Origin of the sequence: Nocardia colli, from assembly GCF_008704205.1 — a bacterium.
GTDB classification, from domain to species: domain Bacteria; phylum Actinomycetota; class Actinomycetes; order Mycobacteriales; family Mycobacteriaceae; genus Nocardia; species Nocardia colli.
The window spans coordinates 845,131-857,735 of the sequence record NZ_VXLC01000001.1 but is presented as its reverse complement, the minus strand read 5'-3'; the positions used below and the strand labels follow the sequence as shown (position 1 = coordinate 857,735).

The window sequence follows — 12,605 nt, the reverse complement described above, 5'->3', positions numbered from 1 at the left end:
GCAGGTCGATTGATTTCTATCGATCTCTAATGATCTTGGTAGACAAGCTAATACGGGGCTACCCATCGATGTTCGTATTGCCCGGTTTTCGAGCTCAAACGCTGCGTAGGTAGCGACCGAAGTGCGGCACGGTGAATCCGATCGTGCCGCGCTCGGCCGAATAGATCAGCCCCTTCTTGATCAGCCCGTCCCGGGCCGGCGACAGCGAGGCGGGTTTGCGCCCGAGTTCGCTGGCCACCGCCGAGGTCGCCACCGGGCCATCGTCGCCGGCCAGATCGGCCATGGCGCGCATGTACTCTCGCTCGGCCGGCGTTGCCCGTTCGTAGCGGGAGCCGAAGAAGCCGACCGCCAGCTCCTCCTCCGCGGTCGGCGAGGCGACCTCGACATCCTCCGCGGAGATCGGGCTCTCCGGCGCTTGATCCCAGGCTGCTTTGCCGTAGGCCTGCACAAAGTATGGATAACCATCGGCCTTGTGGTACAGCGCATCCAGCGCTTCGTCGGTGAATTTCACCTCTTCGCGCTCGGCGGGCGCGATCAGCGCGAGGTCGGCGGATTCGCGGTCGAGCCGATCGATGCGGTGATAACTGAACAATCGCTCCGAGTAACTCTTCGACGCGGACAGCACCGCGGGCAGATGCGGCAGTCCGGCGCCGACCACGATCAGCGGCGCGGTGTCCTGGCTCAATTCGTGGCAGGCCCCGCAGATCGCGGAGACGTCGGCCGGGCTCAGATCCTGCATCTCGTCGATGAAAATCGCGATGCCGACGCCGATTTCGCTGGCCAGCGCCGCCGCCTCGACCAGAAGCTCGACCAGGTCGATCTCGATGTCGCCGGAATCCGCGCGTCCGGTGACCGCGGGCACGTCGATGCCCGGCTGCCAGCGTTCGCGCATCCCCTTGTCCGCGGTGGCGCGCAACGCGAAGGCCTTGAGGATGCCGAGGAAGTCGTCGACCCGCTCCGGGTTCCGGTGCGCCATGGCGATCGCGCGGACCGCCATGTGCAGCGCGGAGGACAGCGGACGGCGCAGTTCCTGATCCGGCCGCGCCTCGATCTTGCCGGTGCCCCAGCCGCGCGAGATGGCGGCCGAGCGAAGTTGATTGAGCAGCACCGTTTTTCCGACGCCGCGCAGGCCGGTGAGCATGACGCTGCGTTCCGGCCGGCCGCGCGCGATGCGTTCCAGCACGATGTCGAAAGCGGTGAGTTGCTTGTCGCGCCCGGCTAATTCGGGTGGGCGCTGTCCGGCTCCGGGAGCATACGGATTCCGCACGGGGTCCATGCTCTGACACCGTAGCCCGTTATGTCCGGGAAATCTGGCCGAATCTACGGCGTGTCCTAGATATTGCTAGCGGCCGGTATTGCACGATGGCTCTCGCACGGTTGAGATGGGCACGGAAGTCATTACGCTGCTGGCGTTTCCAGCGAGTATCGGAGGGTCATGTCCGACGAACCCACCCCGACCACCGCCGAGGTGGTCCAATCCTGGAACGTGCCGACGGGGGCGACGGTGGCGCACCGCATCCGCGCCAACATCCTGGCGGCGATAGGGCAGGGCTATGACGATCCGCAGCTCGTCGCGGACCTCGCGGTCGGGCCGTTGGTGATGGCGCTCGGCAAGTTGGAAGTCGGCCTCGCCGAGGCGCAGCGCCGGATCGCCGAACTCGAGCAGACGCTCGCCGAACGTGACGGCGAGGCGGCCAACGGCCGCGAATCCTGAATTCCCGAAGGACGATTCGGACATTTGCGGCCGATCGGTAACAGACACTTATTCGCCGATATCGTGTCGTGACCCAGTGGGCGTGTCGCGATTCCGGGCGATCGTCCAGGGAGTTTGCCGGGACGGGAAAACTACCAGGTCTGTGCGCTGGACAACACCGCGTCGGCATCGTAATCTCTTCGTGACTTAGTGGAGTCCTGTCGTTTCGAAAGAGAAGCGGCGCCACACAGTTACCGCCTTAGCGGCCGTCGGGGCCATCTTCCCGCCTGCCGTGCCGGGAACACCCGCAGTGTTCGACTGGGTGATTCCTTGCGGCCATTTACTGGTCGCTCACCGGTCGGCGGGAGAGTACGAAGATCGGAGACGTAGCTCGGTGGGTAAACACAGCATGCAGCGGGATTCGCGCTTGCCGAATTCCGTCAAGGGTGCCCTCGTCATGGGCGCGGTGGCCGCGACAACCGGCGCGATGCCCGCGATCCCCGCGATGGCGGCAACCATCAACCTCCCCGGACTGGGCAACTTCGATGTTCCTGTGCCACAGGAATACGAGGCGCCGGTCCAGCAACTCAACCAGCAGATCCAGCAGGCCGTGTCGGCCATGCCGAACGCGCAGGTTCCCGGCGCACCGCAGCAGCAGGCGGCGCCAGGCATCCCGAACTTCGCGCCGAACATGCCCGGCCTGTTCAACCCCGCCCCCAGTGCCAGCGATATCGCGCTCGACGCCGCCAAGACCAAGGTGGGTGCGATGTACTCCTGGGGTGCCGCAGGGCCCTCCAACTTCGACTGCTCGGGTCTGGTCCAGTGGGCCTACCGGCAGGCCGGCGTCGAACTCCCCCGCACCAGCTTCGAGCAGTCGCACGTCGGCGCTCCGGTGGCCTTCCAGAACCTGCAGCCCGGCGACATCGTCGTGACCAACGGTGGCGGCCACGTCGGCATCTACGCGGGTGACGGCAAGCTGCTCAACGCCGTTCAGTCCGGCTCGCCCGTCTCCTACACCCCGCTCCGCGCCGGCGATGTGGTCACCGCACGCCGTATCGTCTAACGAGTGACCCCCGCCGAAAACGGCATCCGTGCGAACGGAAAGAGCACCGCGACGCAGGCCCGAGTCGATTCATGGACTTGGGCCGTGCGCCTGTTCAAAACCAGATCCGCTGCCGCCGAGGCCTGCCGGGGCGGACACGTCCGCGTCAACGGCGCCGCGGCCAAGCCCGCCCAGCCGGTCAAACCCGGCGACGAGGTGCGCATCCGCCTGAGCGGCGTCGAACGCATCGTGATCGTCGAGCAGATCATCACCAAGCGGGTCAGCGCCCCGGTCGCCGCGCAATGCCTGATCGACCGCAGCCCACCGCCGCCCTCGCGCGAGATCCTCGCCGCCCTGCCGCGCCGCGACCGCGGGTCCGGTCGGCCCACCAAACGCGAACGGCGCGAGACGGATCGACTCCTCGGCCGCACCGAAGACTGATCAGGTCGAGGCCGGCTTAGCCGGTGCCTTGGCGGCCAGCCGATTCGCCGCCACCGCCGCTGCGGCGATCGTGCACAGCGCGCCGAGCATCAACGCCGCCGCCTCCCCCGGGATCAGCACGTGCAGTTCAGTGCCGACCGTGACCGCCGCGACCGGAACCCCGATCTGCGCCGCCGCCAGCGCCCCGTAGCCGACCGGCTGACCGATCACCCGCGGAATCAGGTGAACCAGCACCGCGCCCACGCCGAGCGCCAGCCCGAGGGCGATGAGCCGCGGGTGTTCGCCGAAGTCGCGCAGGTTGAGCCGAGCGCCGAGCCAGACGAAGAACAGCGGCCCGAGAAAACCGTCGTTGATCGCGAACAACTGCCGCGCCACCCGGCGCGGCTCGCCGATCGCCGCCACCGCGAGCCCAGCGGCGAAGCCTGCCAACATGATCGACACCCGAGTCTGGGTGGCCACCGCGCACAATGCGAACAGGACCGCGAGGCTCACCCGCAATTCGAGCGCGAGCTTGCGATCCTCGGACAACCGATGCGCCCGGCGCCGCGCACCCGACTGTTCCAGCCAGCGCAACACCACGAAGAGCACGACGCCGCAGGCGGCGACGGCCAGCGCACCGAGCGCCGCGCGTCCCGCATGCTCCGGATCGATCGCCAACGGCAGCGCCACCACACACGCGGTATCGGCGATCGCCACCTGCGCGGTCAACGCGAGTACCGGCTTGCCGTCGAGTCCGAGCGAGTCGATGATCGGCAGCACCAGCGCCGCCGACGAGGAGGCGAGCAGCACCGCGTACATGGCGCCGTGCCCGGTATCGAACCAGTGCGCGATGCCGAATCCCGCTGCGGCAGCCAGCAATCCGACCATGATCGCGCGGACGACGCCGACGCTCAGGGCGGACCGCACCGCCGGATCCCGCACCGGCACATGGGTTCCCGCGACGAACATGACCACCGCGAACCCCATGTCCGCGAGGAACGCGAAGATCGGATCGGCGCTGTGCAGCACGCCGAATCCGGTGGCGCCGAACACGATTCCGGCGATCACCTCGCCGAGAATCACCGGCACGTGCCACGAGCTGCGCAGCGCGAGCAGCGGCCCGAACAGGCCGAGCGCGAGGACGAGTGCGAGGGTGGAGAAGGTCACGGCATGGCGGCGATCTTCGCCGGAATGGCGATGTCCTCGTCGGCCCAGTGGATCGCGCAGACCCGGTGGTAACCGTCGGCGATCACCATCGGCGTCCCGGTGCGGAAATCGCCGCGCACCAGCAGAATCGGGGACAGCGACTTACCATTGTTGATCTTGATCAGGTCCCGCCGGACATGCGCGTTCTCCGGCGGCAGCAGCTCGAGCCCCGCCGCGCGCAGAATGTCCTTGGCCTTCTTGTGCACGATGGGACCGGCCCGCAGATCGTCCACCACGGCGCTGACCACCTTCGGCGCGGCCAGCAGCTCCAGGTAGTCGGCGGCTGCCGGATAGTCGTGCTCCTCGGGCTCGTCTTTCCACTGCACGGAGATGTTGTCGGTCGCCATGCGCCTCATCATCGCGGCCCGCGGCCCGGATCAGCGGGAACTCGACGGTGTTTCGGACCGGCTCAGATCATCGCCACCGGGTCGAGCTGCCCGGCGATATAGCGGGCCCGGCATTCCCCGCGGCGCAGCTTGCCGCTGGTGGTCTTGGGGATGCGACCTGGCTCGACCAGCATCACCGAACCGGGCATCACCTCGTGCGCGGCCGCGACCGCGGTGCGGATCCGGCGGGCGAGCACCGAGAGTTCGGCGGGCTCGGTGGCGTCGACCACACGCAGCTCGGCCACGATCACCAGATCTTCCCGGCGTCCGTCGTCGTGCCCGAACGCCGTCACGTGCCCGGGCCGGATCTCCGCGGCGCAGGCCTCGACTGTCGCCTCGATGTCGGCGGGGAAGTGGTTGCGTCCGTCGACAACGATCACGTCCTTGCGCCTGCCCGCGATGTAGAGCTGACCGTCGAACCAGAAGCCGAGGTCGCCGGTGCGCAGCCAGCCGGCCTCGCTGCCGCGCAGCGTGGCGTGGAAGGTCTCTGCGGTGGCGTCCGGCCTGCCGTAGTAGCCGTCGCACACATTCGCCCCGGCCACCCAGATCTCGCCGACCCGGCCGGTGGGCAGCTCGGCGCAGGACACCGGGTGCACGATGCGCACGTCCTGTCCGATCGGCGCGCCACAGCCGACCAGCGGTGTGCCGCCCAGTGATTGCGCGAGCTGGACCGCCCGGCCCTCGGCGAGCGCGCTGCGCTCGAAGTACTGGGCCACCGGGTCGGCGCGCCAATCGCCGATGGTCACGGTCAGCGTGGCCTCGGCCAGGCCGAAACCGGGTGTGTGCGCACGGTGGCGGAAACCGTATTCGGCGAAGGTGCGGGTGAATTCGGCGAGCGTATCGGCCCGGACCGGCTCGGAGCCGTTGAGCAGCATGTCGAGGCAGGACAGGTCCAGCCCGGCGCGTTCCTCCGGTGTGGTCGACGAAACCATCAGGCACAGACCGAAATTGGGGCCGCCGGTGATGCCCGCGCGATAATCGCTCACGGCGCGCAGCCACCGGATCGGCCGCTTCGCGAATTCCGCCGGCGACATGGTCAGGCCGGGGACGCCGCAATAGAGCGGCAGCGACAGGCCGAGGATGAGGCCCATGTCGTGGAAGAACGGCAGCCAGGTCAGGATGGGTTTGCCCGGCGTCGGTTGCAGGGCCTGGCGCAGTTGTTCCAGCGCCGTGGTCATGTTCGCGTGGGTGACCCGGACGCCTGCAGGAGACTGGGTCGAGCCCGAGGTGTACTGGAGATAGGCGAGTTCGGCGCGGATGGGATCGATGACCGGCGCGGGCGAATCTGCCAGGGGCGCAGTGATATCCGGGGCGAGTTCGACGACCGCGCCGAGGACGGGGCCGAGTATCGATGCGCGGTTCGAGTCACCGTGGGACAGCAGGGCGAGGGTCGGCCGGGCATCGGCCAGCACCGCGAGCAGTCGCTCTTTGTTGCGCGGGCCGGCGGCTGGAAACAGCGGCACCGCAATGCGATTGCTGTACAGGCAGGCGAGAAAGGCGACGGCGTAGTCGAGTCCGTGCGCGCAGAGGATGGCGACCCGGTCGCCCGGTGCGCTGCCGGCCCGGAGCCGCTCGGCGAGTTCGCCCGCGGCGGAATGCAAGCCGGCGTAGGTCATCGAGACGGGTAGCCGCTCGTGCATGCGATAGCGCAGCTCGGTGTAGGCGACCTCGTCCGGTCGGGTCTCCGCCAGCTCGGCGATCCGCGCGGCGAGGCTGTTGCAGGCTGTCACAAGACCTCGCTGGGGTGTGCGGCGAGCCGATCGACCAGGGCGGCGCCGAGGATAGTCGAAAGGCGCACCGCCACGGGGGAGGTGTCGGCGGTCGGTGCGTAATCCACTGCCGAGAGATAGGTCCCGGTGTATCGCAACAGCCCAGACAGCAGCGCGGCATCGTGGCGGGTGTCGAACGCGGCGATGCCCGCCTGCCGGACCGCCGCGTTCGAGCCGGTCGCCCATCGACCCCAGCCGACACTGAGCACACCGCGTCCCGGGTAGGTCAGCGCGAGGGAATCCATCGCGGCCTCGGCAGCGGCGTCGGCGGATCGGCCGGGTGCGCCGAATGCGCCGGTGGCGCTGGAGAACAGCAGGATGAAGTCGGTCGGGTCGGCGGCGGTGAGATCGATCAGGTTACCCGCCGCGGTCAGTTTGGCGGCGAATGCGGTGGTCAGCTGGCCGGGTGTGGTGGTGTCGAAGGTGGCCGTCGTGGTCGTGCCTGCCGCGTGCACGAGGCCGCGAATGGTCGAGCCGCATTCGCGGATGTCGTTGAGCGCGTTGGCCAGATCGCGCCGGTCGGCGGTGTCACAGCGGACCACGACGATCCGGTCCTCCAGGCCGTCGAGCAGCGGCGGCACGGGGCGGGGCGCGCGGGTGAGGATCACTACGTCGCGGGCGCCGGAATCGAGCAGCCAGCGCACCGCGACGGCGCCGATCGTGCCCAGTCCGCCGGTGACCACGTAGGTTCCGGCGGCGTCAATGGCGATCGAGGTCGATCGGAGGCGTGCGGGAGTGAAGCGGCGGATGGCGAGATCGCCTGCGGAGATGCGCAATTCGTCGGCGAATGCGGTGCCGGGCAGTTCCGCCACGGACCGGGCGAGCAGTGCCGAGTTCCGCGGGTCGGCATCGGTCCAGATCAGGCGCACCGGACGGCCGGACTCGAGTTGCAGGGAGCGGACCAGGCCGGCGATCGCCCGCGGTGCGGCCAGGACATCCGGATCGGCACGGTGCGGTTCGGCGGCCGTGAGTTCCGGCAGGACGACCGTCAAGGACGCGGTGCCGGCATCGGCGTGCACCCGTTGGAGCAGATCGAGGACGCGGCCGGTCGTGGCGACGGCACTCCGGCCGGGGCCGATGGGGTCGGAATGCGTTGCCGACGGGTCTGTTTCGGTCGGCCACACCAGGACAACCGCGGTGCGGGCAGTGCCGGAAGCACCCAGCGGCAAGTCGGTGATGAGCGGCCGCGGCGCGTCCGGCTCGCGGGGCACCCGGTCGGTAGGAAGGGTGTCCGCCAACGCATCGGCCAGCCGGATCGCGAGCTCCGAATCGCCGATCACCAAGGCGCGCTCGGCAATCCGACTATCCGGGCCGTGAAGGGCGAAGAAGTCGGGATCGACCGCCTGCCAGGTCTCCGTGCGGAAAGGCATGGCGCGATCGGTCTTTCGCGGGGTCACGGCAGAACGTGCCGGAGAATCCGCTCCCACGAACCGGATTCGCACGCCGGACAACGCGAGACACGGCACCCCGTGCTGGTCGGTCGCGATGACGTCGCCGGTGAGGCCGGTGGCCGTGCGCTCGCGAACGAACGCATGCGCCTCGAGGACCGTCCGATTCGGTTCACCGGACAACCACGCGGCGGCGACACCGACCGGCAACGGAAGCGCGTCGGCGGGCACCTCGTCGTAGACGGTCGCGGTGAGCAGTTGCAGGCAGCCGCTCAGCGTTGCGGTGCTGTGCAATTCGGCGACGTCGAACAGGCCGATCGCGCTGTCCGGTCCGGTCGCGATGCCGCGCAGCACCCGGAACCGCGGCCCGTACTCCAGCCGCAACCGGTGCAGTTCGGCATAGAACGCGGCGGGCGCGACGAGCCGCATCCGGTGCCGCCCGGCCCGGTTGGCATCCACCACCCGCATCCATGCGACGATATCCGCGGGTGTGGGGTCACCGGCGGGCCGGGCCGATGCCAGCGCTGTGGCCTGCGTGACCTCCGCCCGTACGCTTCCGTCGCCGTCCCCGCGATAGGTGACTTCCGGCAAGGCCGAGAGCGCGGTCCGTTCGTGCACCAGGACATCGGTGAGCACCGTGGCGTGCGCCAGATGCAACAGCCGGCGCAGCCAGAACGCGGTGGGCACGATCGGTTCGCCGTTGATCACGTGATCGGTGAGATCGTCAGGGGGAAAGACGGTTTCGTCGGTATCCGGCGCTGCCTGAGGCGTGATCAGCGGGAACGTGCGCTTGCGCCACGTGCGCCGTGGTGGGGTGCTGAACGGTCCCTGTGCGGACCAATCGACCGGTCGGCCCTCGAGATGGAGCTGGGCCAGGCAGGTGAGAAACGCGCCCGCCTCGTCGTCGCGCGTCGCCACCGGATGCGTCGCGTCGCGGAACTCGGGATACTCACCGACCACCGGGATCAGCACTGGATGCGGCGAAATCTCCAGCACGGTCGTGTGTCCGTCCGCGGCCGCGCGCTCCAGTGCGTCCGCGAGTTCGACTGTCCCCGAAGCATTCTCGGTCCAATAAGTGCCGTCCATCGCTGCCGTGGTGATCAGTTCGGCGCGGCGTGCGGTGGAGTACAGCGGAGTGTGCGGTGCCATCGGGGTCAGATCCGCCAGTGCTTCGCCGAATTCGGGCGGCACCGTGCTGACCGGCGGACTGTAGGCGGCCGAGTCGTCCGTGATCCGCAGCGCGGGCATATCGCGACGCTTGGCCCGCCGGACGAGCGTATCGACGTAGCGCGGGATACCGGAAACCACTACCGACCGTGGACCATTGACCGCCGCGATGCCGACCTGCGCCCGCATCGGCTCCACCAGCTTTGCCGCCTCCGAGGGCGCCGCGGCGAGCAATGCCATCGCCGTTCGATCGGCCGGTGCGGCCACGATCCGGCTGCGCCGCACCACGATCAGCGCCGCGTCGGCCAGCGACAGCGCGCCACCGACCGCGGCCGCGGCGATCTCACCGAGCCCGTGTCCCACCACCGCGTCCGGCCGAATACCCCACACCGCCAGCAATTCCGCCAGCGCCACCTGGAACGCGAAGATCGCCGGTGGCACGAGTGCGAGCGCGCGCGAACCATTTCCGTTGCCCGCTGGGGTCAGCGCGAAGCCGTGTCGCGGCGTCCAGACCCGCGGGCCGTCCGCCGCGACAATGGCGTCGGCGACCTTGGCCAGCGCAGCGGCGAACACGCTGTGCCGCGCCGCGAGCGCGCGTCCCATCGCGAGATGTTGTCCACCCTGCCCGGCGAACAGGAACAGCACCCCACCCCGACGCCGGGTCGCCGACGGGCCGATCACCGCCGCGCTCGAATCGCCTTGTGCGACAGCACGGAGCTGCTTCATCGCGTCGCCGCGGTCGCGCACCAGCACGCAGGCGCGAGTCCGCTGCGGCAGTAATCTCGCGGCGGCGGAGGCGAATTCGCGCAGCGATCCGGCACCGACCTCGATTCGGTCGGCGAACCGGCCTGCCTCGGCACTCAGCTCCGCAATATCGCGGCCGGTGACCGGGATCAGCACCGGCGGTCCGTCCCCGCGGACTGCCCGCGGCAGTTCGACTCCGCGCAGCACCGCGTGCGCGTTGGTCCCGCCGAAGCCGAAAGAGCTGACCCCCGCGCGACGTTCACCGAGCGGGACGGTGCTCCAGTCGACCGCCGCGGTCGGCACTCGCAGTCCACGCTCGGCCAGCTTCAACAGCGGGTTCTCCGTGCCGAATCCGTTCATCGGCGCGATGACGCCGTGGTGGACGGACAACGCCGCCTTGATCAACCCGATGACACCCGCGGCTGCTTCCGGGTGCCCGATGGCGGACTTGACCGAGCCGATCCAGATCGGCTCCGTGCGCGCCGAAGTGTCCGGTGCGACAACGGCGGCCAGCGCCGCGACCTCCACCGCGTCACCCAATGCCGTTCCGGTGCCGTGACATTCGAAGTACCCGGCGCTGCGCGGATCGAGCCCGGCGCGGGACCAGGCGGCGCGCACCGTCTCCTGCTGCGCCCGGCCGTTCGGCGCACGCAGCCCGTTGGAGCGCCCGTCCGAACCGACCGACGTCCCGGCGATCTCCGCGTACACCCGATTGCCCTCGCGCACCGCGTCTTCGGTGCGTTGCAGGATCACCACCGCACAGCCGTCCGCCCGCGGGTACCCGTCAGCGGTCGCGTCGAACGGTTTCGCGCGTCCGTCGGCGGCCAGGAAACCGCCGTCCGCCAAATAGTTCGAGGTGTGCGGCAGCAGCAGGAGATTGACCCCGCCGGCGATCGCGAACGGCGCCGTACCGTCGGCGACCAGCCGTACCGCCAGGTCGACGGCAGCCAGCGAGGACGAGCACGCGCTGTCCAGCACCAGGCTCGGCCCGCGCAGATCCAGCACGTAGGACAGGCGATTCGCGATGATGCCGAGCGCGGAGCCGGTGACGGCGTGGGGCGCGTCGAATCCGTCCCGGCCGAGCACGGTGACGCCGTGGTCGTAGCCGCACGCGCCGAACACCACCGCCGCACCGGAACCCCTGGTGCGGTAACCGATCCCGGCGTCGTCGAGCGCCTCGACCGCGACCTCCATGGCCAGCCGCTGCTGCGGATCCATCAGCGCGGTCTCCCGCTCGGCGAGGGCGAACCACTCGTTGTCGAACGCGTCGATGCCATCCAGATATCCGCCGCGCCGGGTGCCGGGTCGCCCGGCCGGCGGCGGCCGGGTGGCGTCGCGTCCGGCGAGCAGCATCCGCCAGAATTCGTCGCCGCCGTCGGCTCCCGGCACCCGGCAGCCGATCCCGACGATGGATACCCCGGTCATCGCATCGCGAGATACTCGACCAATTGGTCTATGTCGGGGTAGTCGTACATCGCGGTCAGCGAGACCTCGAACCCCATGGCATCCTCGAGCCGCGCGGTCAGCCGGGCCAGCTGGGTGGAGCTCAGGCCCAGATCGGCGAACGGCGCGTCGGTGCAGACGGCGGCCGCGTCGACCCCGAGCAGCTCGGCCACGGCCGTCACCGCCGTGGTCGTGAGCGCCGCACGACTGCGCACCATCGAGCTCCGATCCATCCCGAGACGCGACTACCCCCGAATCGGCGGCTCGTCTCTACCGCCCAGGTACCACCCGCGATTATGCCGAGATATCGCACTATGGAGAAGAGTCTTTTGCGTGGCCTGCACCGACGTGGCCGATCGCTTACCGTGGCGAGGTGAGCGATAACTCCGCACGCCTTGCCGATGGACGCCCCGGAACCCTCGGCACGCTGGTGCGGTGTTGCGCCGCACTGGCCGCCACCCCGGGCCGGCTACTCCGGCCGCGCCGACCCGACCAGGCGTTTCTCGCCGGTCTGGTGTCCGCGCCCGCGCCGAAGGCCACCGCGACGGTCCGGCTGATCGCGCTGCCGCAGGCCACGATGGCCGCGCCGGCCATCATCGTCGCCGAGGGTGTGCGCAGCTTGCGCGAGTTGCCGATGTCGATGGGCGCGTTTCTGGTCGAGCATCCGCAGGCGCGGTTCCTCATCGATCCAGCCATCTGCGCCGACGTGCACACGCGGGTATTGCCGGGGCATCCCTTCCCGGTCGGCAAGCTGGTGTCGCCGGACAAGCCGGTGCTCGGGTTGAGCAACGCGCTCGCGGCCCGCGACCTCGCGGCCTCCGATATCGATTTCACCCTCGCCACCCACCTGCACTGGGACCACGTCGCCGGCCTGCTCGAGCTGCCGGATTCGATCGAACTCCGCGTCCCTGCGGTCGAATATGCCTGGGCCATGCACGGCGATACCGCGCCGATCGGCGTCATCCGGGAACCGTTGCGCGGCCAGTCCATCGCGCCGGTCGAGCTCGACGGCCCACCCGTGCTGACCTTCCCGCGCAGCCACGACGTGTTCGGCGACGGCGCCGTCGTGCTGGTCGATCTGGCGGGCCACACCCCCGGCAGCATCGGCGTGCTCCTCGCGGTGGACGACGGCACCCGGGTGCTGCTGGCCGGCGACGCCGTCTGGAACACCTTGCAGGTCGAGCTGATCCGCGAGAAGGCTCCGATGCCCGGCAATCTCTTCGACGCCGACCGCGACGCCGCGTTCCGCACCATCCAGCGCCTGCACGCCCTTCCGGCCGATATCGAGGTCATCGCCAGCCACGATTACGACGCGGTCCTGGCCCGCGCGGTTCGGGCGAGCTGAGG

Annotated in this window: 10 protein-coding genes; 4 read left to right on the top strand and 6 right to left on the bottom strand. The window is 69.5% G+C overall.

The annotated features are described in order from the left end of the window. Positions 1 to 94: 94 nt before the first annotated feature. Entirely contained in the window at positions 95 to 1,276 is a 1,182-nt protein-coding gene (locus tag F3087_RS04170; protein WP_150400391.1) for an ATP-binding protein, read from the bottom strand. 159 nt (positions 1,277 to 1,435) lie between these two features. Between F3087_RS04170 and F3087_RS04165 the strand changes: the two genes are divergently transcribed. From F3087_RS04165 to F3087_RS04155, 3 genes are all read left to right on the top strand, one after another. Next, positions 1,436 to 1,714, top strand: a complete 279-nt coding sequence (locus F3087_RS04165; protein WP_150400390.1) for a hypothetical protein — start codon at positions 1,436 to 1,438, stop codon at positions 1,712 to 1,714. A gap of 406 nt (positions 1,715 to 2,120) precedes the next feature. Beyond that, a complete protein-coding gene (locus F3087_RS04160) occupies positions 2,121 to 2,756 on the top strand; it encodes a C40 family peptidase (RefSeq protein ID WP_317983905.1) in 636 nt (211 codons plus the stop codon). A gap of 3 nt (positions 2,757 to 2,759) precedes the next feature. Further along, positions 2,760 to 3,176 (top strand): RNA-binding S4 domain-containing protein, encoded by a 417-nt coding sequence (locus tag F3087_RS04155; RefSeq protein ID WP_223884807.1) that lies wholly within the window; start codon positions 2,760 to 2,762, stop codon positions 3,174 to 3,176. On the opposite strand, the gene F3087_RS04150 is transcribed toward F3087_RS04155, so the two are convergent. The 5 genes from F3087_RS04150 to F3087_RS04130 all read right to left on the bottom strand — a co-directional run bounded on the left by F3087_RS04150 (position 3,177) and on the right by F3087_RS04130 (position 11,476). Then, positions 3,177 to 4,322, bottom strand: coding sequence for a cation:proton antiporter (locus tag F3087_RS04150; RefSeq protein WP_150400389.1), 1,146 nt, complete (start codon positions 4,320 to 4,322; stop codon positions 3,177 to 3,179). It abuts the gene before it with no gap. Beyond that, the gene (locus tag F3087_RS04145; RefSeq protein ID WP_150400388.1) at positions 4,319 to 4,708 is read right to left on the bottom strand and encodes a hypothetical protein; all 390 of its coding nucleotides are present in this window, start codon (positions 4,706 to 4,708) and stop codon (positions 4,319 to 4,321) included. Before F3087_RS04145 ends, F3087_RS04150 begins: the two co-directional genes overlap by 4 nt. 62 nt (positions 4,709 to 4,770) lie before the next feature. Next, a complete protein-coding gene (locus F3087_RS04140) occupies positions 4,771 to 6,477 on the bottom strand; it encodes a fatty acyl-AMP ligase (protein WP_191093819.1) in 1,707 nt (568 codons plus the stop codon). Continuing rightward, the gene (locus tag F3087_RS04135; RefSeq protein ID WP_150400386.1) at positions 6,474 to 11,240 is read right to left on the bottom strand and encodes a type I polyketide synthase; all 4,767 of its coding nucleotides are present in this window, start codon (positions 11,238 to 11,240) and stop codon (positions 6,474 to 6,476) included. The genes F3087_RS04140 and F3087_RS04135 overlap by 4 nt, the downstream gene beginning before the upstream one ends. Beyond that, positions 11,237 to 11,476 carry an acyl carrier protein gene (locus F3087_RS04130; RefSeq protein WP_150400385.1) on the bottom strand — a complete coding sequence of 80 codons (240 nt, stop codon included), beginning with the start codon at positions 11,474 to 11,476 and terminating at the stop codon, positions 11,237 to 11,239. The genes F3087_RS04135 and F3087_RS04130 overlap by 4 nt, the downstream gene beginning before the upstream one ends. A 155-nt stretch (positions 11,477 to 11,631) precedes the next feature. Here F3087_RS04130 and F3087_RS04125 point away from each other — a divergent pair, with 155 nt between their 5' ends. Continuing rightward, positions 11,632 to 12,603: an MBL fold metallo-hydrolase gene (locus tag F3087_RS04125; RefSeq protein WP_223884806.1), complete on the top strand. Its 972-nt coding sequence runs from the start codon at positions 11,632 to 11,634 to the stop codon at positions 12,601 to 12,603. Positions 12,604 to 12,605: the final 2 nt, after the last annotated feature.

What these genes read in the sequence shown, in the direction of transcription:
- F3087_RS04170 (WP_150400391.1), bottom strand. Translation starts at nt 1,276, where the DNA reads ATGGACCCCGTGCGGAATCCGTATGCTCCCGGAGCCGGACAGCGCCCA.
- F3087_RS04165 (WP_150400390.1), top strand. Translation starts at nt 1,436, where the DNA reads ATGTCCGACGAACCCACCCCGACCACCGCCGAGGTGGTCCAATCCTGG.
- F3087_RS04145 (WP_150400388.1), bottom strand. Translation starts at nt 4,708, where the DNA reads ATGGCGACCGACAACATCTCCGTGCAGTGGAAAGACGAGCCCGAGGAG.
- F3087_RS04135 (WP_150400386.1), bottom strand. Translation starts at nt 11,240, where the DNA reads ATGACCGGGGTATCCATCGTCGGGATCGGCTGCCGGGTGCCGGGAGCC.
- F3087_RS04130 (WP_150400385.1), bottom strand. Translation starts at nt 11,476, where the DNA reads ATGGTGCGCAGTCGTGCGGCGCTCACGACCACGGCGGTGACGGCCGTG.